Source organism: Companilactobacillus allii (assembly GCF_001971585.1).
GTDB lineage: Bacteria > Bacillota > Bacilli > Lactobacillales > Lactobacillaceae > Companilactobacillus > Companilactobacillus allii.
The window spans coordinates 601,190-623,793 of record NZ_CP019323.1; the positions used below are offsets into that span (position 1 = coordinate 601,190).

The following is a 22,604-nucleotide window of genomic DNA, read 5'->3' on the forward strand; positions in this document are numbered from 1 at the left end:
GTAGTTTAGAACCATTTTTAACGTTCTCAATGAGTAATATTGAGTTTTAGTAGTATGTCATTCTTAGTAGTTTAGAACCATCTCCTAAAGCAACAATCACGCAGCTAGAGTTTTAGTAGTATGTCTTTCTTAGTAGTTTAGAACCAATATTGAGTGAGCCCCGTACAGTAACACGGTTTTAGCAGTATGTCTTTCTTAGTAGTTTAAAAACTTTGAATAGCTTTAAAAGTAATGGTAATAAGTTTTAGCGACACATAGTGTAATATAGATCCACACAAAATGACGTTGGTGATTGATCATCAACGCCATTTTTATTATTCAAAAATTAATGAAACTCAAAAAGAACATCACACCCTACACTATGGTTCAAGCAACTGAACAAATGAGGTATTATGATGCCCTTAAATCTACTTGAAATGGCAGACGAGAATATTGATATTATTGAATACCACGAAAATTCTATTGGTAAATATGATATAAAAGAATACCAAATAAACACAATTAATATCACATTTTGACCTACTCACCAATTAACACTTTTCATAGCTTCAGATTAGTCTAAAATGCTAATAAATTTAATTTATATGCTATGATTATATCATTATGATCAAGGAGGTGAATCTATCCTGATTAAGACCATGCCACAACTTCCCTATTACTATGGAACCAAAGTACGTATTTTTCCATCTAACAGTCAAAAAAGATTAATCAAGAAAAATAGTGACGCTAGTCGTTTTATCTATAATCAAATGGCCGGAATCAATCAAGAACTATATTTCCTTAGACAAGTTAAAATACCAATCAAAATTGTACAAAAACGTATTGACACACTAGAAGAGCGCTTGAGAAATCCTGCTACTGGAATTTCAAATATTCATGGTTGGCTTAATGATAAAGAACTAGATAGCCTAATGAAGGCCAATGCAATTAGAAACTATCGGTCAGCTTGGAGTATGTTTTACAAAGTACACAATACGGGAATACCAGTATTTCACAAAAAAGGAATTGAACAAAAATATCAGACTTCCTGTATGTATGCTGGCAAATTACCCATAACTAATATGAATAATGGCAATGTTCGGCTACTCAATAATCGATATATCCATCTACCTAAACTAGGAAACATACGATTTAAAGGTATGCCTAAAAAATTACTTTCTCGTAAAGAAAACATTCGCATTGGTACCACCACGGTCTCAATGGATTCTACAGGTTGTTACTATATCTCCTTACAACTGGCATCAGAACAACCATTTGTAACTGTGCTAAATATTAATAACAGCTCTCCAATCGGTATTGACTTGAATACCGATAATTTTATAACCGATTCTGATGGTAATACCATTGATAATCCACGTTATTATCGATCTATTAAGGGCAAACTAGCGAAGGCACAACAAAAGTTATCTCGTCGTGCACTACGTGCAAAAAGAGAGCATAGGTCATTATGCGACTCTAAAAACTACCAAGAACAACGCAAAATTGTTGCAACTATCCAACGTAGAGTAACTAATTGTCGTAAAAATTTCTTACATAATGTATCGACAACACTTATCAAAAACCACGATTTGGTTGTCGCTGAAGAGCTTCGAAGTAAGAATATGTTACAGAATCATGCACTTGCCATGAGTATTGCCGATGTTGGCTGGAAAATATTTTTAAATATGTTGACCTACAAGGCTGAACTTTACGGACAAAAATTTATTACTATTAGTCCATACAATACAACGCAGAAATGCAGTAATTGTGCATTTGTAATGCGCGGTAATCAGAAACTAACGTTAGCAGATCGAAAATGGACATGTCCAAAATGTTGTATGCACCATATTCGAGACCATAATGCTGCCAAAAACATTCTGAATAAAGGATTAATATTGAATTAAATCTCTAAAAAGTCTGTCTGGCAACCTGCAGACTATAAAGTCTTTGGTAATTGGCAAATAAGACCTATAAAGGCAAGTATTAAAAAAGATCTGACCAAATTAAAAATCTGGTCGGATCTTTTTACAAAACGTTACTTATCATCAATACTCTCAACCTCAGTATAATCAAAGTCCTTAGTATCATCGTCAAATTTAACAATCATATCACAAACTTCCTTAGGCTTCTCAATCATCCCCACATGACCAGCACCCAACAAATCCTTAATAACCAAGTGTGGCACACGGCCAATAGTAGCCTTTGCATCTTTAACACCGGCTTCAGTCAAGATTTGATCACCATCAGAGAAAATTGCCAATGTAGGCAACCCAACGACACGAAGACGCTTATTCAAGGCCTTTTCTTCCAAATATTCCTCAGCAATCTTCCCCAACTTCTTATCAGTTTTACGATTAACTGTATTGGCAGCATCGTTAACAACGTTTTGATTCTTCAATTTAGAAGTATCAAAATCTTTAGAGAAGTACAAGCTGGACTTAACTGGCGACTTAGCCAATTTACCAAGCAATGGAATGCTTGCTAGAGATGAATGAGCATCCATATCAGCGTATTTTGCGTTAGCTGGTGTATTTAGTAGCACAAACTTTGAAATAGCAAAGTCACGCAATTCTGCCATTCTCATAGCAATCAAACCACCGATACCATATCCAAATACCATGATTTTCTCAGTGATACGCAATCTAGCAATAACTTCCAACATGCTCCAAGCTTGCATATCAATATTGTACTTTCCGTCATCTGATAAGGTCGACTTACCCTGGCCCAACAGATCAAGCGCCACAACAGTATACTTTTCCTGCAATAATGGTGTTATCTCATCAAAATATTCAATCGTGCCATTAATCCCAGGAATCAAGGCAATAACTGTCTTCTCACTATCAAGATCTCCGGTAACTTTAACGTTTACCTTGCCCTTTGAAATTTCAAATACTTTTTCCAAATTTTATTCCTCTTTTATTTAATTTACTTTTTAAAATCACTTTGCTTACCTACAAAAATATACCGAACTTCTACAACATTTGCATTATTTTAAACATCTTTTTCTTTTTTTTCATAAAACAGAGTTTTTTAATTGACTTTTACCTTAAAACACGTTAAATTGGACTAGACCTGATAAAGAGATGGGAGATTAAAATATGAATATTATTAAAGTTCAAGATCAAGATTTAGGCGGTAAGGAAGCTTTCAATCTTATTGCTACAGATATTAAAAATGGAGCTAAGGTTCTTGGTTTGGCTACTGGTAGCAGCCCTATCACTCTTTACAAAGAAATGACAAATAGCGATATCGACTTCTCAAATATTACATCAGTTAACCTTGATGAATATGTTGGTTTGAACGCAGACAATGAACAAAGTTACCACTACTTCATGAAGGACCACTTATTCAGCAAGAAACCATTTAAGAATTCATACGTTCCAGATGGTTCAAACTCTGATGCTAAAGACGCTACTTCAAAATACGACAAGATCATTGAAGAAAATCCTATCGATGTCCAAGTTCTTGGTATTGGTAGAAATGGTCACATCGGTTTTAACGAACCCGGCTCACCACTTGATGGTAAGACAAGCAAGGTATCACTAACAGAATCAACGATCGAAGCTAACAAGCGCTTCTTCGATGATGAAAAAGACGTTCCCCGTTATGCTTACTCAATGGGTATCGGCTCAATCATGAAAGCTAAAAAGATCATCTTACTAGCTTACGGTGAAAATAAAGCTGATGCAATTGCCAAAACAGTTAACGGACCAGTTACTTCAGATGTTCCAGCTAGTGCATTGCAAAACCACCCTGATGTTACAATCATCGTCGATGGTGCTGCAGCAGCAAAACTTTAATTAAATTATTAAAAATTATTGATAGTCTTTTGAAATAATTAATTTTATTTCAAAAGACTTTTTTTTATTGACATAAACATGTCTAAACCCGTAATCTATAAAGGTTGCTTAGGAGAAAATATGTTAAAAAAATTATTTAAAAAAGCGGATTATAAACAATATATTGCTGACGATTCGCACTTTTCAAAGACTTTAACCAAGAACAATTTAATCGCCATGGGAATCGGCTCGATCATTGGTACCGGGATTTTCATCCTACCTGGTATCGTCGCATATGCAACTTCTGGCCCAGCTATTACTATATCATTTATTCTAGCCGCCATTGTTTGTGTTTTAGCCGCAATGTGTTTTGCTGAATTATCTTCAACCTTTCCGGTTGCTGGAAGCACTTATTCATATGGAAGCATTATTTTTGGACAATTTCCCGGATGGATCGTCGGGTGGGCCTTGTGTTTAGAATATATATTGGGAGTATCTGCTGTGTCATCAGGTTTTTCAGCATACTTCGTCAGTATGTTTAACAACTTTGGGATACACCTACCACACGCCATAACTGGCCCATTTATTCCCTCCGAAGGAACTTTTATTAACCTTCCATCAATTATAGTGCTGATTCTAATTTACTTCCTATTAAGACGTGGTGTCCAATCATCAGCACGCATGAATACTATCGTCGTATTTATCAAATTGGCAGTTATTATCGCCTTTATCGTCATAGGATTATTCTATATAAAGCCGCAAAATTACCATCCCTACTTTCCAATGGGAGGTGTTGGTGTTGTCAAAGGTGCCGCCCTTGTTTTCTTTGCTTATTTAGGCTTTGATGTCATACCGTCTTCTGCACCTGAAGTAAAGGATCCACAGAAAAATATTCCAGCCGGGATTATGATTTCCTTATCAATCTGTGCAGCTCTTTACTTGATCATGGCAGCCGTTTTAACTGGAATGGTCAACTACACCAAGCTTAATGTCTCTGATCCTGTAGTTTTTGCCTTAAAAGAAGTGGGATTAAGTAAAATAACTTTCTTGATTAGTATTGGGGCGTTGGCTGGAATGTTCACCATGATGTTAAATACCATTTATGGAGGTTCAAGATTAGTCTATGCATTAGGTAGAGACAAGTTGATCCCAGAAGTGTTTGGAAAAATCGACAATAAGTCAAAAATGCCTAAGACGTCATTGAATGCCATTACTATTTTGGCAGTATTACTAGGTGGTTTCGTATCATTAGAGGAACTGACCAGTTTAGTAAATATCGGGACACTGCTATCCTTTGTCTTCGTATCTCTTGGTGTAATTAAATTACGTCAACGAAAAGATGTCCCAAAAAGTGGTTTTAAAGTTCCATTTTATCCATGGTTCCCAGCTATTTCAGCCGGTCTATGCATTCTATTAATGACACAAGTAAGTATCAATTCATGGATTGCATCTATAGGGTGGTTTGCGATAGGAATAGGCATTTATTTTGCTTACGGATACAGAAAAGCTGAATAATATTAAACTGAATTTTTTACAAAATAGAATATGAAAAAGCACGTTTTTTCATATATGAACACAAACAAGCCGGTATTTACGAAAGTAAGTATCGGCTTGTTTGTGTTCATTTCTTCATCCAAATTGTTTCATGTGGAACATATTGTATCAAAAACACCTGTTCTCACTAGATATGGTATTGATTTATTTATTACTACTATCAGCCAAATCCGCACAAATCTTATGGCTCAAAATTGACGACTCCGGACTGATTGGATTATCACCACTTGAAGAAACAGCGCTCAAGAATTCCAATATCAATGGTTCAAAACCTCTTGTTACCAAATTTCTTTCCCAATCTGGGCGTGTGGTTTGTTCTTTGATCCCAGTTTGATACGTATCAAGTAAATTCAGATTAGTCACTTGAGCACGTTGCTCACTACTTTGAACTGTAGTTTGTTCAAGATTGACACCACCGACCAAGTTGTTAGTTATCTGAACCTGACTATGTTCACTAGTCAATGTAACGTAACCTTGTTCCAGATACTTGCCCTTTGTAACCAAATGATTATTTACACTCTTTATTGGTTCATCCATTAAATACAGCGCTGTATCAACCGAATGGATCATGAGATCAAAAATAGCAAATTTAGTCTCTTGTTGTGCACCTTCTCGTATCTTCTCAGACATGATAAGTCTCTTGTCTGGAATTGCCTTAAGTACCTGATCAAATGGTGCAAATCGTCTATTAAACCCACATGTCAGCATTAAATCCTTTTCCTCAGCCAACTTATACAAGTCTTTTACAACCGACAGATTTTCTGAAACTGGCTTATCAACGTACACATTGATCCCAGCGTTTAATAATTGACGGATAATTTGTTCGTGGGTACTCGTTGGAGTGTGTACAAAAACTGCCAAGGGCTGTTCTGCGATCAATTGATCTAGTGTCTGATGTACATGAGTGAATCCATATTTCTTAGCCAACTTCTGGCCCTTTTCACTATTTCTCGTGGTCAAATGCCATTCATATTTGTCCTGTAAACTAGCCATAACAGGCAAATATGCTTTTTGTGCAATATTGCCTAATCCGATAACACCAATTTTTTTCATTAAAGTAATCTTCTTTCTAAAAAAATCAAACAGACTTCACTAATTAAGATTGTAGCAAATCAATGACAACGTTTACAGTGAAAAGATCTAACTTCCATCTTCTTCTGCAATGGTAAAATCTATTTTCAGAAAATAAATTAAATCAATCACTAGATTTGCCGTTTAAAATTTCTTGTTTTCTGAAAGTGATAATTGACTTAATCAGATCTTCTGGAAGTTTTTGATCATAAGGAAACTGAATAGCACCTTTAGAAGTCTTATAATCCTTCAACTGTATTGAGAATTCAGCAATCGGTCCTGGTGTAGGATAAAATCCTAGGTGATTTTTCATCCCAGCAAAATGTACGATATTTTCATCCAAATAAAAAGTTGGCATCCCATAAGAAATCTTTTCATTGGCATCACAGAGTTCATTTTTTAATAGATAGTACATCGAATTCAACATCTCTTGTTGATTTTTTGGAGCGTTCTTAATATATTCTTCAATCGGACTCATCTTTACCTCTAATTTTTACCATAATTATACCCTATGCCAAGAAAAAAAGTGCTCACCCAACAGTGAACACTTCTCTATAATTTTTTATGAAATCTTAGCAATTCTACCTTGTTCGATATAAACACTCAAAATTCCGATATCAGCAGGATTGACCCCACTAATACGACTTGCTTGTGCAATCGTTTCAGGTGTTATCTTACTCAACTTTTGAACTGCTTCAGTAGCAAGTGAGGGAACCTTTGTATAATCTAGGCGATCAGGGATTTTCTTTGATTCCATCTTCTTAAGACGCTCAATCTTCATTTGTTCCTTCTTGATATATCCAGCGTACTTAATGGCAATCTCGACTTGTTCCTTAACACGACGATCTACCGGTACACCCTCTGGGTCTCCGATCATAGCGATGATATCCTCATAATGAACCTCTGGTCTTCTCAATAAATGATCAGCCAAGATACCATCCTTTAGACTCTTGAAACCATGGTCTTCCATGAATGATTCTGCCATGCTAGGTGTGATCATCTTACGGTTCAAACGTTTCAATTCTGCTTTTGTAGCGTCACGTTTGTCATTGAATCTAGCATAACGGTCATCACTTATCAGCCCTAGGTCATATCCCTTATCAGTTAAGCGTAGATCAGCGTTATCATGGCGTAATATCAAGCGATATTCTGCACGACTAGTCAACAATCTATATGGCTCATTTGTACCCTTAGTTACTAAGTCATCGATCATAACGCCGATATAAGCTTCGTCACGTCTCAAAATAAAAGGATCTTTATTCTGTGCACGTAATGCAGCATTGATTCCAGCCATCAAACCTTGACCAGCAGCTTCTTCATAACCAGAAGTTCCGTTCATTTGACCAGCAGTAAATAGATTCTTAACAACTTTTGTTTCTAGATTCAACTTCAATTGCCAAGGCTCAATAACATCATATTCAATTGCGTATCCTGGACGCATCAACTTAGCATGTTCCAATCCAGCAACTGAATGGATCATCTTTAATTGAACTTCTTCAGGCATAGATGTTGAGAAATCACCAACGTAATACTCTTTAGTATCTCTTCCTTCTGGTTCAAGGAAGATCTGGTGACGTGGCTTATCAGCAAAGCGGACGATTTTATCTTCGATTGAAGGACAATATCTAGGTCCAACACCTTTTATAACGCCGGAGAACATTGGAGCACGATCAAGATTCTCACGAATGATTGCATGTGTCGTAGCGTTAGTATAAGTCATCCAACAAGACATTTGATCCTTCAAGTATTGTGAGTCAGGTGTCTCAAATGAGAAGTGATTAGGCTCTTTATCACCAGGTTGTTCTTCGGTCTTATCAAAATCAATAGTTGCCTCATTAACACGTGGTGGTGTCCCAGTTTTGAAACGAGTCAATTTGAATCCATGACTTTCCAAATCCTCTGACAGCTTGATTGATGGAATACTATTATTTGGACCAGATGAATATGTCAACTCCCCAATAATGATCTTACCACGTGATGAAGTACCAGCTGTAAGAACTACAGATTTAGCATGATATCTAGCACCAGTAGCCGTTACAACACCCTTACATACGCCATCTTCAACGATCAATTTGTCAACAACACCTTGACGTAATGTTAGATTGGGCTCATCTTCTAAAACTTCTTTCATCATACGGTGATACATATTCTTATCAGCTTGAGCACGTAAAGCACGAACAGCTGGACCTTTACCAGTATTCAACATTCTCATTTGAACATAGGTCTTATCGATATTTCTACCCATTTCGCCACCAAGAGCATCTACTTCTCTGACGACGATTCCTTTAGCGGGTCCACCAACTGAAGGGTTACATGGCATAAACGCTACCATGTCCAAATTTATCGTCACTAAGAGTGTTTTCTGTCCCATTCGGGCACTTGCTAGCGCAGCCTCAGAACCCGCGTGACCGGCTCCTACAACGACGACATCGTAATTCTCTGAATCAAATTCCTTAACTTGCATACTTTCACCTATTTTCCTAAACAGAATTGTGAGAATAGTTGTGTGATCAACTCATCCGGATAGCTCTCACCAGTTATTTCACCTAAAGTATCCCAGCATGATGTCATGTCGATCTGTACTAGATCAATTGGCATACCAGCCTGAATCCCAGAAATAACATCATTAAGATTGATCTTTGCTTGGCGTAATAGCCCTGCTTGTCTAGCACTAGTGATTATAACGTCAGTGCTACTATCTTCAATTCCTGCATTAAAAATCTTTCCGATTGTTTGTTTTATTGTATCGATACCATCATTTTTAATCGCTGATGTAACAATGATTATGTCGTCATCTTTCAGTTGTGAAACATTTTTTGGCGTTATAACGGGTATAAGGTCGTTCTTGTTAAAAATAATGATGCGGCGTTTATCTTTTGTTGCATCTAATAATTCAATATCATCAGATTCTAACTCACGACTAGAATCCAAAACTAAAATCACTAGGTCAGCTTCATTCAAAGCCTTGATAGAACGCTCTACTCCAATTTTTTCAACCTTATCTTGTGTATCACGGACTCCAGCTGTATCAATGAGTTTGAGTGGAACACCGTCAATATTTACATATTGCTCAACAACATCTCGAGTAGTTCCGGCAACGTCTGTCACGATTGCTTTATCTTCATCAAGCAAACGATTCAAAAGACTCGACTTACCAACATTTGGCTTACCAACAATTGCCGTTGCTAGACCATGTTGGAGAATTTCACCAGAGTCTGCTGTTTTCAATAAACTATCAATATTGGACCCAACTAACTTAGCCTTTTCCAACAACATCTTGGTAGTCATTTGTTCAGTATCATACTCTGGATAATCAATATTCACTTCAACTTGTGCCAATGCATCAAGTATTTCTTGACGTAAATTAGAAATCAAATGGTTCAAATTACCATCCAACTGATTCACAGCAACTTGCATTGCCTTGTCTGTTTTGGCACGGATCAGATCCATAACTGATTCAGCCTCAGTTAGATCAATTCTCCCATTCAAGAAAGCACGCTTAGTGAATTCACCTGGTTCAGCCATACGTGCCCCAGCACCGATCAATAACTGCAAAACCTTGTTGGTCGGTACGATTCCACCATGAGTGTTGATCTCCACGACATCTTCTCTAGTGAAGGTCTTAGGCGCACGCATAACGGATACCATGACTTCATCAACTAGACTTTTATCGGTTGGATCATATATATGACCATAGTTGATCGTATGTGTAGCAACCTTGGTTAAATTCTTGCCTTTATAAATTTTCTTAGCAATATCTATTGCTTGATCACCTGAAAGTCTAACAATTGAAATACCGCCTTCCCCAGGTGGTGTTGAGACAGCTGCAATAGTGTCATATTCAGTTACTGTTGGCATAATAATCTCCTTAATTTCTAATTTTGAGCACAAAAAAAGTGCGTAATCCGCCCCAAAAGACGGAAAAGCACTTTGACTACTTTTCTATGTATATAACAATTTAAAAAACAAATTCTCAAACATCTTAACTAGATTTGTTTCAATTGTCAATTATTTACGACGTTTATAGACACGCTTCTTAGCTTTTCTAAGTTTACGTTCCTTTTCACGTTCTTCTTCTTCTTTTTCTCTTCGTTCACGACGATACTTGAAGGGATTTTGGAAAGCCAATGTCTGCAATACTTGGAATGCATTAGTAACAACCCAATAAATAGTGATAGCTGATGGGAATGTTAAAGCAGGAACAAAGATAAAGATCGGCATTACATACGTCATAATCTTTGTTGTAGCATTTTGTGTTGGCTGAGAGTAACTAGAGATGTAGGTACTCAAGAAAGTAAATAAGGCAGCCAAGATAGCCATTATGTAGTAAGGATCAGCTTTACCCAATTGCATCCATAAGAAACTACCATCACGCAATTGTGTTGTTTTGTAAATTGCTTGATACAAAGCAAACATAACAGGCATCTGAACAGCTAGTGGTAAACAACCAGCGACCGGGTTAACTCCGGCTTCACTATAAAGTTTCTGAGTTTCTTCTCTTAATTTCTGTTGTGTGTCAACATCTTTTGCTGAATATTTATTTTGCAGTGCCTTCATTTGTGGCTGGATCTGCATTTGTTTATTCATACTTCTGATTTGGAACCAGTTAAGTGGCAATAAAATAACTCTAATTACGATAGTAAATAGCACAATTGCCCAACCATAGCTGTTCCCAACAAGAGATGCTAACCACAGAATAAATCTTGAGAAACTATAAAGAATATAGTGATCCCAAAATCCAGTGCTCTGACTAGTAATCGGCTCATTTAGGTTAGAACAACCGGCTAAAACTAGAACCACACTCAATAAGAGTGCAACACCTAAGTATTTCTTTAAGCTTTTTTTATTCACCTTTTACACCTATAAGTCTATATATTTTTCTACCCTATTACCTTACCCAATTTTAGTAAGTGTACGATATTTTTCTTTGTCTCAAACATGTCTAAATCAACAGATGGTTTCCTTGCGATAATCAAAAAATCCAATTCTGCTGGTAAATCAGGTTTCAATTCCAATAAAGATTGGCGCACGTATCTCTTGATACGATTACGTCCAACAGCAGTATGGGAAACCTTCTTACCTACTGAAAGTCCGACACGAAAATGTTTTTGGCCAGTTTTTGGCATTTGATACAAAACAAAATTCCGATTTGCACATGACTTTCCCTTTGAATAGACATATTGGTACTCATTTTCTTTTTTAATGCGATAACTTTTTCTCATATGTCACCATAGTCTCTTGAGTCTTGTTTTTATAATAAAAAAAGACCACCAAAATTTAGTGATCCTTCAAAACTAAGCTGATAATACTTTTCTACCCTTTTTGCGGCGTCTTGCAAGAACCCTGCGACCATTACTTGTACTCATTCTTTTCATGAAACCATGGACGCGTTCACGATGACGCTTCTTAGGTTGATATGTTCTCTTTGTAGTCATTCAATAAACCTCCTGACTTTTATACTTTTAATAAATTTAATTCACTTCTTCAGACAATTGCTCGTATATAATACCATGCTTTTGCTTCAATTTAAATACCAAATTTTCCATTAGTAGAAGTTTTAGCAAAATACTTTTAAACATTACGTCCTGTGGATAATTTGTGGATTAAGTTATCAACATTTTTTGTCCACAACTTCCTTAACAAGTTTTTCCAACGAGAATTTTTGCTGTGAACTAGTTATCCACAGGTTTAAAATTCAAGTTGTAAAGTTACTTAGTCCTTTGAGCCTAAAGGGTTTCTAATCAAGCTTTTTGTGGATAACTGTGTTAATAACTCGAAAAGTGCACAATAATCCACAAGCGGTCTTCTTGTTGATAAACACATTGTTAAAATAATTAAATTTAAACATCTGTTCTGTGGAAAACTTTTTTATAGAATGATAAAATATAAACTGTCTTTTTTCCGTGAAAAATTAAGAATAAATTAGATTGGGGGGAAATCTGTGCAAAACATACATAATTCATCCGACGCCTCAATGACTGACTTTTGGAATTACTTTAAACAAAAACTCAAAGAAAATTTGACTCCAGTAAGCTTTAACACTTGGGTTGGAAGTGCTGAGCCTTTATTTATTGAAGGAAACGACATCCACATTGCTGTTCCAACTGAACTCCACAAAGACTATTGGGAACGTCACTACGCTGAAGAAGTTGCCATATATTCTTACAAGTTTAATGGCATTGAATTAAATCCTATTATCGAAACACAAGAAGAGCATGCAAAAAAGGAGCAACCTGAAAATATTGCTCCGAAACAAACAAATAATAATGACTCTGAAAAATCAGGTCATGTTTTCCACAATTCTCATTTAAATCCAAAATACACATTTGATTCATTTATTACTGGCTCTGGAAACCAAATGGCCCATGCAGCAGCACTTGCAGTTGCCGAAGAACCCGGAGTCATCTATAATCCACTATTTATCTACGGTGGTGTGGGACTTGGAAAAACCCATTTGATGCAGGCAATTGGTCATCAAATGATTAAGATTGAACCCGGTGCCAAGGTTAAATATGTCACGAGTGAAACTTTCGCTAATGACTTCATCAATTCAATTCAAACCAGAACTCAAGATGATTTCCGTCAAGAATATCGAAATGTCGATCTACTATTAATAGATGATATTCAATTTTTCGCTGAAAAAGAGGGAACTCAAGAAGAATTCTTCCATACTTTCAATGAATTACACGACAACGGCAAACAAATAGTCATGACATCTGACCGTTTGCCAAACGAAATTCCAAAGTTACAAGAAAGACTGGTATCACGCTTTAAATGGGGGCTTTCTGTCGACATTACTGCACCAGACTTAGAAACTAGGATCGCTATTTTACGTAATAAAGCAGAAGCCGAGCACCTTGAAATTCCTAATGACACACTTTCATACATAGCGGAACAAGTTGATACTAACGTCCGTGAACTGGAGGGTGCATTGATCCGTGTTCAAGCATACTCAACCTTGAAAAATGCCGATATTACTAAGTCGATTGCAGCTGATGCTTTGAAATTATTCAAATTGTCTAAAGAGAAAAAGGGTCTTTCAATTGCTAAGATACAAAATAAAGTTGCCAAATATTATCATGTATCTATTAATGATCTTAAAGGTAAAAAACGTGTCAAAACAATCGTTGTTCCTCGTCAAATAGCTATGTATTTATCACGAGAATTAACAGACCGTTCATTGCCACAAATTGGGATGGAATTCGGTGGTAAAGATCACACAACAGTCATGCACTCATGTGATAAAATAGCTGAGTTAGTTGTTAGTGATAACGACATAAAGATGGCCATCAATGAATTAAAGGATGAACTGAGAAATTAACTTGTTGAAAACTTTCTGAGTTATTAATACTTTTCCACATGTGTTAATAACAGGAAGTTTTCAACAGCCATTTAGCATTTCTATAGTTATCCACAGAATCAACAGCACCTACTACTACTGCTATATATATCTTAATTAATTAAAAGAGGGAGTTACATAAATGAAATTTTCAATCGATCGTTCAAAATTCGTAAATCAAACCACTAATGTCCAGCGTGCAATTTCAACAAAAACTACAATTCCAATACTTACTGGGATGAAATTAGAACTAACTGAATCAGGATTAAGAATTACTGGAAGTAACTCCGATATTTCTATCACTTCTTTCATTGCACAAGATGATGCTGACAATGATTTGACTATCGAAAGTACTGGCTCAATAGTTCTACCAGCTAGATTCTTTAACGAAATTATCAAGAAACTTCCTGGTGACAATTTTGAACTAGAAGTATTAAATAATAATCAGACATTAATTACATCCGGAGTTTCCGAATTTACGATCAACGGTTTGGATGCAAATAACTATCCTCACTTACCAGAGGTTGAAACTGACAATCAACTAATATTTCCTACTGACTTATTTAAAGAAGTCGTCAATCAAACAGTTATTGCTGTATCAAATCAAGAGAGTAGACCAGTTTTAACAGGTGTTAATTTCATTATTAATAATGATGGATTGACTTTGGTCGCAACTGACAGTCACCGTTTGTCACAAAGAAAGATCGATATAACAAGTGATGAAGAATATAACTTGATAATCCCCGGAAAGAGTTTGACTGAATTAGTTAGAACTATTAATGATTCCGTTAAAGAAATATCACTATCAATATCTGAAAACCAAGTATTATTCAGTTTTGACAATGTCATGTTCTATTCACGACTACTAGATGGCCGCTATCCTGAAACTGATCGTTTGATTCCAGAAGACTCAAATACACGTTTAACTTTTGATACTAGTAATTTACTAGCTTCAGTTGAACGTGCTTCGCTACTTTCACATGAAAGTAGAAATAATGTTATCAAGCTTGAAATCAAGTCAGTAGACAAGAAGGCTACACTTTATGGAAATTCTCCAGAAGTAGGTACTGTTGAAGAAGTTCTTGATTTTGAAAATCTTGAAGGCGATGATTTGGATATTTCGTTTAATCCTGACTATCTAAAAGACGCTTTGAGATCATTTGGTAGTAATACAACAATTGAAATGAGTTTTACATCACCACTTCATCCATTCACATTGCGTCCAGTGGATGATAAAGACAATTTTGTACAGCTGATTACACCAGTTCGTACCTTCTAGATCACTTTTCGAATGAATTTAGCCCAGAACATTTCGTTCTGGGCTATTTTTTTACCATATTCCATTTTTAAGGCTTGATTTTTGCCATAAGAGTTTTTCTAGACTTTTTTAGTGGGTGGATACTGGAATTGTCAAAAATTGCTTAGAGGTGCTCTAAATTACGTTTAAGTTGTTTTTTGACTTAAAAACAACTATAATTACATTATGTCTTTAAATGGTATAAATCTAATAAATAGGGTGTTAATATGTCGAAAAAAATTAAAATTGATACTGAATTTATCACATTGGGTCAGCTACTTAAGGATGCTGGAATCATATCAACTGGTGGCCAAGCTAAGTGGTATTTAAGAGAGAATTCAGTAAGCCTTAATGGTGAGGCGGAAAATCGCCGTGGTAAAAAACTACGTACAGGCGATGTAGTTGTAGTTGATGATCAGAGTTTTGAAATCGAATAGTTGTATATAAAAGATCTCAGACTTAGAAACTATCGTAACTACGAGTCTTTAAATATTAGTTTTTCACCAAACATTAATGTGTTTTTGGGACATAATGCCCAAGGTAAAACAAATTTATTAGAGGCTATGTATTTTCTAGCTTTGACCAGAAGCCATCGAACGTCTAATGATAAGGATTTGATCAGATGGGGTAGTGATTTTTCAAGAATCTCTGGATTAGTGATCAAAGATAATACCAGTAAGTTAAAGTTAGATCTTGTCGTTAGTAAGTCAGGTAAAAAAGCAAAACTAAATAATATTGAACAACGTAAATTATCTAGTTACATAGGAAATTTGAACGTTGTTTTGTTTTCTCCGGAGGATTTATCGATTGTCAAAGGCAATCCTGGGATCCGCCGGAAATTTATTGATATGGAATTTGGTCAGATATCCAACCAGTACTTACAAACTGTGAGTCAGTTCCGCTCAGTTTTGAAGCAACGTAACGCATATTTGAAAAAACTTCAGCATCATCAATCTAAGGATTTAGTTTACTTAGAAGTTTTATCTGATCAATTGGCAGGGTATTGTGCTGAGGTTGTAAGAACTAGACTTGATTTTTTAGGAAAACTTCAAGGACATATTGAAAAGATCCATGATCAGATCAGTGATCATCAAGAAATCCTAAAAATTAAGTACTCCAGCTTTTATGACAGCACTGATAAGACTGTTGAAAATATTTATGATATTTATAAGCAGGCTTTCAAAGATAACACGCAAAAAGAAATCCAGCGAGGTGTGACTCTATTTGGTCCACATCGTGATGATATTAAATTTTTGATCAATGATAAAAACGTTCAAGATTTTGGTTCTCAAGGTCAACAAAGATCGGTTGCACTAAGTTTGAAATTAGCAGAAGTTGAATTGATAAAAGAGCAGGTTGGTGATTATCCAGTTTTGTTGTTGGATGATGTTTTATCTGAATTGGACCAAAAACGTCAGACACATCTGCTTTCATCAATTGGAAATGGTATTCAAACTTTTATTACAACGACTTCACTTGAGGATGTTGATCAAAAAATTGTTAAAAATCCAAATATTTTAAATATTACTAATGGAAAAGTTCAACAGGAGGAAATTTAATGGCTGAAAACAGTAGAAAAGCTGAACTAGATAAACAAGAAGAACTAGCTGAAGAATATGACGCTAGCCAAATTCAAGTCCTTGAAGGGCTTGAAGCTGTTCGTAAGAGACCGGGTATGTACATCGGTTCTACTAGTAAGCAAGGTTTACATCATCTTGTTTGGGAAATTATCGATAATGGTATTGATGAAGCCTTGGCTGGCTTTGCAACAAAAATCGATGTAACTGTTGAACCAGATAATTCCATCACCGTTTTTGATGATGGTCGTGGTATTCCCGTTGATATCCAAAAGAAAACTGGCAAACCAGCTTTAGAGACTGTTTATACTATTCTTCATGCCGGTGGTAAATTCGGCGGTGGCGGATACAAAGTCTCTGGTGGTCTTCACGGTGTTGGTGCCTCTGTTGTTAACGCTTTGAGTAGTGAGTTAGATGTAGTTGTTACTCGTGGCGGTAAGAAATATGGTATCGATTTTGAACGAGGCAAAGTAAAACATGCGATGCACATTGTTGGTGATGCTGATGAATATGCACATGGCACTCTGGTCCATTTTGTTCCGGATCCTGACATATTTACAGAAACAACAGTTTATGATGACAAGGTTTTGACAACTAGAATTCGTGAATTGGCATTCTTAAATAAAGGTCTAAAACTTACATTTACTGACAAACGTTCTGATACTGCTGAAAAACTAGTCTTCCACTATGAAGGTGGTATTAAGAGTTATGTTGAGTATATGGATAAGGATAAAGAGGTCGTTTTTGACGAACCAATCTATCTAGAAGGTATTCAAGACGGCGTTACAGTTGAAGTTGCCTTGCAGTATACTGATGAATTCCATACTAATTTGATGACTTTTGCTAACAACATTCATACATATGAAGGTGGTACTCATGAGGTTGGTTTTAAGACCGCTTTAACTCGTGTTATCAACGATTATGCGCATAAGAAGAAGTTCTTGAAGGATACTGAGAAATTATCTGGTGAAGATGTTCGTGAAGGGATGACGGCTGTAGTTAGTGTTAAGCATCCAGATCCTCAATTTGAAGGTCAAACTAAGACAAAACTTGGTAATTCAGATGCTAGAACTATTACTGATAGATTGTTCAGTGAGCACTTTATGAAGTTCATGATGGAAAACCCTGATACAGCAAAGAAAATCGTTGAGAAGGGTAGTTTGGCTACTAAGGCTAGACTAGCTGCTAAACGTGCTCGTGAAGTAACTAGAAAACAAAATGGTCTAGAAATCAGTAATTTACCTGGTAAGTTGGCTGATAATGCAAGTAAAGATCCAGCAATCTCTGAGATATTTATTGTCGAGGGTGATTCAGCCGGTGGTTCTGCTAAAACAGGACGTTCTCGTTTGACTCAAGCTATTTTACCTATCAGAGGTAAGATCTTGAACGTTGAAAAAGCTTCAATGGACAAGATCCTAGCTAACGAAGAAATCAGAACTTTATTTACAGCTATGGGAACTGGTTTTGGAGAAGAGTTTGATATTTCTAAAGCAAGATATCACAAAGTTATTATTATGACTGATGCCGATGTCGATGGTGCTCATATTAGAACCTTATTATTGACACTACTTTACAGATATATGAGACCAATCGTTGATGCAGGATATGTATATATCGCTAAGCCACCTTTGTATCAAGTTCGTCAGGGTAAGATGATGCAATACTTTGATACTGACAAAGAAAAAGATGAGTTCGTATCACAATTACCAGCAAAACCAGAACCAAAGATCCAACGTTACAAGGGTCTTGGTGAAATGGACGCTGATCAATTATGGGATACAACTATGGACCCAGATAAGAGAAGATTGGATCGTGTTAAACTCGACGATGCAATCGAAGCTAACAAGGTCTTCTCAATGTTAATGGGTGACAAAGTTGAACCTAGAAGAATCTTTATTGAAGATAATGCGAAATACGCTGAAGTAGATTATTAGTTTTTAGGAAAGGGAAAAAAGTTAATGGACGATAGAAGAATAGCAAATGTTAATTTAACGGAAGTAATGAAAAAGTCTTTCGTGGATTACGCTGCCAGTGTTATCGTATCTCGTGCACTTCCAGATGTACGTGATGGATTAAAACCAGTTCATCGTCGTATCTTATACGGTATGAATGAATTAGGCGTTACACCTGACAAGCCATATAAAAAGAGTGCCAGATTCGTTGGGGATATTATGGGTAAGTATCACCCACATGGGGACTCAGCCATATACGAGTCAATGGTTAGAATGGCACAAGATTTCAGTTATCGTTATCCATTAGTTGATGGACACGGAAACTTTGGTTCTATTGATGGTGATCCGCCTGCTGCTATGCGTTATACCGAAGCTCGTATGAGCAAAATGGCAGTTGAAATGTTGCGTGATATCAACAAAGATACCGTTGACCTTGTTCCCAATTATGATGGTGAAGAAAAAGAGCCAATGGTCTTGCCAGCTCGTTTCCCTAACCTTTTAGTGAATGGTGCAACCGGAATTGCCGTTGGTATGACAACAAATATTCCATCACATAATTTAAAAGAAGTTATTGATGCGCTACATATTTTGATGCGCAACCATGACGCTACGATTGCTGACTTAATGAAGGTTATCCCAGGACCTGACTTCCCAACTGGTGGAATCATCATGGGTAAATCTGGAATTAGAAAAGCTTATGAACACGGAAAAGGAACCATTATGCTCCGTGCCAAAGTAGACGTTATAACTAAGAAGAACGGTGCAGAACAAATCATCGTTACAGAGTTACCATATATGGTAAATAAGGCTAACTTAGTAGAACGTATCGCCGAACTTGCTCGTGATAAGAAGCTTGAAGGTATCACTGACTTAAATGATGAATCCGATCGTGAAGGTATGAGGATCGTCATTGATATTCGTCGTGATATGAGTGCTTCAGTTGTTTTGAATAACTTGTACAAGTTGACGCAACTACAAATTTCTTATGGTATCAATATGGTTGCAATCGTTGATAAAACACCTCGTGTTCTATCACTTAAAGAAGTCTTGTTGTATTACTTGAAGCATCAAGAAGTTATTATTAGACGTAGAACTGAATATGAATTACGCCGAGCTCAGGCCCGTGCACATATTCTTGAAGGATTGAGAATCGCACTTGATCATATTGATGAGATCATCAAGGTCATCAGAGGTTCTCAAACATCTAGTGTTGCCAAACAAACATTGATGGATCGTTTCGAATTATCTGACAAACAATCACAAGCTATCTTGGATATGCGTTTGGTTCGTTTGACAGGCTTGGAACGTGAAAAGGTTGAAGCAGAATACCAAGATCTATTAGTAAAAATTGCTGAATACAAAGATATTTTGGCAAAACCAGAACGTGTTGATAAGATCATCTATGATGAATTGCTTGAAATTCAAGAAAAATTCGGTGATCCTAGAAGAACTGAAATCCGTGCTAGTGAAGTTGCTAATATCGAGGATGAAGATTTAATCGAAGAAGAGAACATTCTAGTTGTCTTGACACACAAAGGTTATATCAAGCGTTTGTCCACGGATGAATTCCGTGTTCAAAATCGTGGTGGCAGAGGTGTTCAAGGAATGGGTGTTCACGATGATGACTTCATCGAACACATGATTTATACATCAACTCATGATCGTCTATTATTCTTTACTAATACTGGTAAGGTATATAGGACTAAGGGGTATGAAGTTCCTGAATATGGTCGTACTGCTAAGGGAATTCCAGTTATTAATTTATTGAACATTGAAAAAGGTGAGACGATTCAAACGGTTATTAACGTTGATCGAGATGTTGACCGTGAGAACTCATACTTATTCTTTGTTACTAAATTTGGAACTGTTAAACGTACACCAGTGACTGATTTTGCTAATATCAGACATTCCGGACTACGTTCTATCACTCTAAAAGATGGGGATGAGCTTGATAATGTCTTCTTAACTAACGGAGATAAAATCATCTTTATCGGAACACACAAGGGTTACGCTGTAACCTTTAGAGAAAGCGACGTCCGTCCTATGGGAAGAACTGCGGCTGGTGTTCGTGGAATTAAACTACGTGAGGAAGATTACGTTGTTGGTTCATCTATCGTTGAAAAGGGTGAAGAGGTCCTAACTATTTCTGAAAAAGGTTATGGTAAGAGAACTTCTGTTGACGAATATCCTGTTAAAGGACGTGGTGGTAAAGGTATTAAGACTGCTAACGTTACAGAGAAAAATGGCCCTATAGCCGGTGTTACAGCTGTTGATGGTGATGAGGATATTATGCTTATTACTGATAAAGGTGTAATGATCCGTTTTGGCGTTGATAGCGTGTCACAAACTGGACGTGCAACTTTGGGTGTTAGATTGATCAAGGTTGATGATAATTCGATCGTTTCAACTATGGCTAAGATCCAAGAAGAAGAAGTAGAGGAAAATGAAGAGACATCAACTGATGTTAATACTGATTCCAATACTGAGACAATTTCTGAAGAAACAAAATCAGATGATGATTCTAGCGATGAGACATCTGATGGTGACAATAATTAATTAGAAGCAAAAAAACGTTTCTGCGTAATTTGATTATGTATCGTTCAGGATACGTGTCAGGCAGAAACGTTTTTTATTGAAATTTATTATGGTATTCACTGAAAGTTTATGATAAAATTTAACATTGTGAGTATAAAATGTAGTTAATTTATGCTCCTTGTTCTTTCAGTAGAACCATTAGACCATAAGGAGGTGCAGTTATGACACATTACGAAATTACATATATCATCAAACCTGATATTGAAGAAGAAGCTAAGAAGACTCTTATTGATCGTTACGACAAGATCATTACAGACAACGGCTCATCCGTAATCGACTCAAAAGACTGGGAAAAGAAACGTTTAGCATACGAAATCGCTAATTACAAAGAAGGTATTTACCATATTGTAAATGTAAATGCTGAAAATGATGACGCTATCAACGAATTCGACCGTCTAGCAAAGATCGATGAAAACATGCTACGTCACATGATTATCAAACGTGAAGACTAATTTGTTTCACGTGAAACACTTTAAGGAGGCAGACATATGATTAATCGAGTTGTATTAACTGGACGCCTGACACGTGATCCTGAACTAAGATACACGTCTAGCGGGGCTGCCGTTGCTAGTTTTACAGTAGCAGTAAATAGAACATTTACTAATGCTCAAGGGGAACGTGAGGCTGATTTTATCAACTGCGTTATCTGGAGAAAATCTGCTGAGAACTTTTCAAATTTCACTAATAAGGGTTCACTTGTTGGAATAGATGGACGTCTTCAAACACGTTCATATGAAAATCAACAAGGTCAAAGAGTCTATGTAACCGAAGTTGTTGTTGAAAACTTCTCATTGCTAGAATCAAGATCCGAAAGTGAGAAGAGAAATACTGGTTCATCAAATAATAATTTTGGTGATAACAATAAGAGCAACAACAGTAATCCCAATCAAGCTCCATATAATAATCAACAAAATCAATCAAGCCAGTCGCCTTTTGGCAACAACAATTCAAATAATAACAATAATCAATCTAACAACAATAATAACAACAGTAACAACTCAAATAATATGAGCGATCCATTTGCTGACAACAGTAAACCAATCGACATATCAGATGACGACTTACCATTCTAATATAGAAGGGATGACTAAAATGGCACAACAAAGACGTGGCGGACGTAGAAGACGTAAAGTTGACTTCATCGCAGCTAACCATATCGATTATATCGATTACAAGAACACAGACTTACTTAAGAGATTTATCTCAGAACGTGGTAAGATTTTGCCAAGACGTGTTACAGGCACAAGCGCAAAAAACCAAAGAAAGCTTACAATCGCTATCAAGCGTGCAAGAATTATGGCTTTATTACCATTCGTTGCAGAAGACTAATTTTAATTAAGTGTCGAGACTTTTGTCTCGGCTTTTTTTTTACTTAAAAATCCAAAAGATAGTTATTATATCTCGGTATTATTTTCTCAATAAATAGTTGTCGGCTGTGATAAAATTAAGAGGTATATCTAA

The 22,604-nt window shown here is 36.3% G+C and carries 20 protein-coding genes and 1 CRISPR repeat array (1 of these 21 cut by a window edge); of the genes, 12 read left to right on the forward strand and 8 right to left on the reverse strand.

All coding sequences use genetic code 11. The features are described 5' to 3' along the window. Positions 1 to 211: a CRISPR direct-repeat array (repeat unit 36 nt; unit sequence GTTTTAGTAGTATGTCATTCTTAGTAGTTTAGAACC) (it extends 683 nt beyond the left edge of the window). A 418-nt stretch (positions 212 to 629) separates the two neighbouring features. Beyond that, complete coding sequence (locus tag BTM29_RS02890; protein WP_076614072.1) at positions 630 to 1,883, forward strand: RNA-guided endonuclease InsQ/TnpB family protein; 1,254 nt, start codon at positions 630 to 632, stop codon at positions 1,881 to 1,883. 131 nt (positions 1,884 to 2,014) lie between these two features. Here the strand turns inward: BTM29_RS02890 and BTM29_RS02895 are convergent, their stop codons facing one another. Next, positions 2,015 to 2,881 carry an alpha/beta fold hydrolase gene (locus tag BTM29_RS02895; RefSeq protein WP_076614073.1) on the reverse strand — a complete coding sequence of 289 codons (867 nt, stop codon included), beginning with the start codon at positions 2,879 to 2,881 and terminating at the stop codon, positions 2,015 to 2,017. Positions 2,882 to 3,077: 196 nt separating this feature from the next. Here BTM29_RS02895 and BTM29_RS02900 point away from each other — a divergent pair, with 196 nt between their 5' ends. Both BTM29_RS02900 and BTM29_RS02905 read left to right on the forward strand, forming a co-directional pair. Then, positions 3,078 to 3,779: a glucosamine-6-phosphate deaminase gene (locus BTM29_RS02900; protein WP_076614074.1), complete on the forward strand. Its 702-nt coding sequence runs from the start codon at positions 3,078 to 3,080 to the stop codon at positions 3,777 to 3,779. A gap of 120 nt (positions 3,780 to 3,899) precedes the next feature. Further along, entirely contained in the window at positions 3,900 to 5,273 is a 1,374-nt protein-coding gene (locus BTM29_RS02905; RefSeq protein WP_076614075.1) for an APC family permease, read from the forward strand. A 183-nt stretch (positions 5,274 to 5,456) separates the two neighbouring features. Here the strand turns inward: BTM29_RS02905 and BTM29_RS02910 are convergent, their stop codons facing one another. The 7 genes from BTM29_RS02910 to rpmH all read right to left on the reverse strand — a co-directional run bounded on the left by BTM29_RS02910 (position 5,457) and on the right by rpmH (position 11,818). Beyond that, the gene (locus BTM29_RS02910; RefSeq protein WP_076614076.1) at positions 5,457 to 6,365 is read right to left on the reverse strand and encodes a Gfo/Idh/MocA family protein; all 909 of its coding nucleotides are present in this window, start codon (positions 6,363 to 6,365) and stop codon (positions 5,457 to 5,459) included. Positions 6,366 to 6,507: 142 nt separating this feature from the next. Beyond that, the gene (locus BTM29_RS02915; RefSeq protein ID WP_076614077.1) at positions 6,508 to 6,861 is read right to left on the reverse strand and encodes an iron chaperone; all 354 of its coding nucleotides are present in this window, start codon (positions 6,859 to 6,861) and stop codon (positions 6,508 to 6,510) included. Positions 6,862 to 6,945: 84 nt separating this feature from the next. Next, on the reverse strand, positions 6,946 to 8,847 hold the full coding sequence (gene mnmG, locus BTM29_RS02920; RefSeq protein WP_076614078.1) for a tRNA uridine-5-carboxymethylaminomethyl(34) synthesis enzyme MnmG: 1,902 nt from the start codon (positions 8,845 to 8,847) through the stop codon (positions 6,946 to 6,948). Positions 8,848 to 8,855: 8 nt separating this feature from the next. Beyond that, entirely contained in the window at positions 8,856 to 10,244 is a 1,389-nt protein-coding gene (gene mnmE, locus BTM29_RS02925; protein ID WP_192844209.1) for a tRNA uridine-5-carboxymethylaminomethyl(34) synthesis GTPase MnmE, read from the reverse strand. 147 nt (positions 10,245 to 10,391) lie between these two features. Further along, positions 10,392 to 11,234 (reverse strand): membrane protein insertase YidC, encoded by an 843-nt coding sequence (gene yidC / locus BTM29_RS02930; protein ID WP_076614080.1) that lies wholly within the window; start codon positions 11,232 to 11,234, stop codon positions 10,392 to 10,394. 29 nt (positions 11,235 to 11,263) lie between these two features. Next, positions 11,264 to 11,605 (reverse strand): ribonuclease P protein component, encoded by a 342-nt coding sequence (gene rnpA, locus BTM29_RS02935; RefSeq protein WP_076614081.1) that lies wholly within the window; start codon positions 11,603 to 11,605, stop codon positions 11,264 to 11,266. Between the two features lie 72 nt (positions 11,606 to 11,677). Next, entirely contained in the window at positions 11,678 to 11,818 is a 141-nt protein-coding gene (gene rpmH / locus BTM29_RS02940) for a 50S ribosomal protein L34 (protein WP_076614082.1), read from the reverse strand. A gap of 539 nt (positions 11,819 to 12,357) precedes the next feature. Between rpmH and dnaA the strand changes: the two genes are divergently transcribed. The 9 genes from dnaA (at position 12,358) to rpsR (ending at position 22,472) form a co-directional block, all read left to right on the forward strand. Next, complete coding sequence (gene dnaA / locus BTM29_RS02945) at positions 12,358 to 13,704, forward strand: chromosomal replication initiator protein DnaA (RefSeq protein WP_076618627.1); 1,347 nt, start codon at positions 12,358 to 12,360, stop codon at positions 13,702 to 13,704. A 160-nt stretch (positions 13,705 to 13,864) separates the two neighbouring features. Then, on the forward strand, positions 13,865 to 15,001 hold the full coding sequence (dnaN, locus tag BTM29_RS02950) for a DNA polymerase III subunit beta (protein WP_076614083.1): 1,137 nt from the start codon (positions 13,865 to 13,867) through the stop codon (positions 14,999 to 15,001). Positions 15,002 to 15,246: 245 nt separating this feature from the next. Further along, the gene (yaaA, locus tag BTM29_RS02955; RefSeq protein WP_076614084.1) at positions 15,247 to 15,456 is read left to right on the forward strand and encodes a S4 domain-containing protein YaaA; all 210 of its coding nucleotides are present in this window, start codon (positions 15,247 to 15,249) and stop codon (positions 15,454 to 15,456) included. Then, positions 15,457 to 16,578, forward strand: a complete 1,122-nt coding sequence (recF, locus tag BTM29_RS02960) for a DNA replication/repair protein RecF (RefSeq protein WP_076614085.1) — start codon at positions 15,457 to 15,459, stop codon at positions 16,576 to 16,578. It abuts the gene before it with no gap. After that, the gene (gyrB, locus tag BTM29_RS02965; RefSeq protein WP_076614086.1) at positions 16,578 to 18,530 is read left to right on the forward strand and encodes a DNA topoisomerase (ATP-hydrolyzing) subunit B; all 1,953 of its coding nucleotides are present in this window, start codon (positions 16,578 to 16,580) and stop codon (positions 18,528 to 18,530) included. Before recF ends, gyrB begins: the two co-directional genes overlap by 1 nt. A 24-nt stretch (positions 18,531 to 18,554) precedes the next feature. Continuing rightward, a complete protein-coding gene (gene gyrA / locus BTM29_RS02970) occupies positions 18,555 to 21,104 on the forward strand; it encodes a DNA gyrase subunit A (RefSeq protein WP_076614087.1) in 2,550 nt (849 codons plus the stop codon). Positions 21,105 to 21,304: 200 nt separating this feature from the next. Then, the gene (gene rpsF, locus BTM29_RS02975) at positions 21,305 to 21,595 is read left to right on the forward strand and encodes a 30S ribosomal protein S6 (protein ID WP_076614088.1); all 291 of its coding nucleotides are present in this window, start codon (positions 21,305 to 21,307) and stop codon (positions 21,593 to 21,595) included. Between the two features lie 36 nt (positions 21,596 to 21,631). Beyond that, complete coding sequence (gene ssb / locus BTM29_RS02980) at positions 21,632 to 22,216, forward strand: single-stranded DNA-binding protein (protein WP_076614089.1); 585 nt, start codon at positions 21,632 to 21,634, stop codon at positions 22,214 to 22,216. Positions 22,217 to 22,235: 19 nt separating this feature from the next. Further along, positions 22,236 to 22,472: a 30S ribosomal protein S18 gene (gene rpsR / locus BTM29_RS02985; protein ID WP_076614090.1), complete on the forward strand. Its 237-nt coding sequence runs from the start codon at positions 22,236 to 22,238 to the stop codon at positions 22,470 to 22,472. The last annotated feature ends 132 nt before the right edge of the window (positions 22,473 to 22,604 follow it).

What these genes read in the sequence shown, in the direction of transcription:
- BTM29_RS02910 (WP_076614076.1), bottom strand. Translation starts at nt 6,365, where the DNA reads ATGAAAAAAATTGGTGTTATCGGATTAGGCAATATTGCACAAAAAGCA.
- BTM29_RS02900 (WP_076614074.1), top strand. Translation starts at nt 3,078, where the DNA reads ATGAATATTATTAAAGTTCAAGATCAAGATTTAGGCGGTAAGGAAGCT.
- rpsR (WP_076614090.1), top strand. Translation starts at nt 22,236, where the DNA reads ATGGCACAACAAAGACGTGGCGGACGTAGAAGACGTAAAGTTGACTTC.
- rpmH (WP_076614082.1), bottom strand. Translation starts at nt 11,818, where the DNA reads ATGACTACAAAGAGAACATATCAACCTAAGAAGCGTCATCGTGAACGC.
- ssb (WP_076614089.1), top strand. Translation starts at nt 21,632, where the DNA reads ATGATTAATCGAGTTGTATTAACTGGACGCCTGACACGTGATCCTGAA.
- BTM29_RS02905 (WP_076614075.1), top strand. Translation starts at nt 3,900, where the DNA reads ATGTTAAAAAAATTATTTAAAAAAGCGGATTATAAACAATATATTGCT.
- gyrA (WP_076614087.1), top strand. Translation starts at nt 18,555, where the DNA reads ATGGACGATAGAAGAATAGCAAATGTTAATTTAACGGAAGTAATGAAA.
- mnmG (WP_076614078.1), bottom strand. Translation starts at nt 8,847, where the DNA reads ATGCAAGTTAAGGAATTTGATTCAGAGAATTACGATGTCGTCGTTGTA.
- yaaA (WP_076614084.1), top strand. Translation starts at nt 15,247, where the DNA reads ATGTCGAAAAAAATTAAAATTGATACTGAATTTATCACATTGGGTCAG.
- dnaA (WP_076618627.1), top strand. Translation starts at nt 12,358, where the DNA reads ATGACTGACTTTTGGAATTACTTTAAACAAAAACTCAAAGAAAATTTG.
- dnaN (WP_076614083.1), top strand. Translation starts at nt 13,865, where the DNA reads ATGAAATTTTCAATCGATCGTTCAAAATTCGTAAATCAAACCACTAAT.
- gyrB (WP_076614086.1), top strand. Translation starts at nt 16,578, where the DNA reads ATGGCTGAAAACAGTAGAAAAGCTGAACTAGATAAACAAGAAGAACTA.
- BTM29_RS02915 (WP_076614077.1), bottom strand. Translation starts at nt 6,861, where the DNA reads ATGAGTCCGATTGAAGAATATATTAAGAACGCTCCAAAAAATCAACAA.
- rnpA (WP_076614081.1), bottom strand. Translation starts at nt 11,605, where the DNA reads ATGAGAAAAAGTTATCGCATTAAAAAAGAAAATGAGTACCAATATGTC.
- rpsF (WP_076614088.1), top strand. Translation starts at nt 21,305, where the DNA reads ATGACACATTACGAAATTACATATATCATCAAACCTGATATTGAAGAA.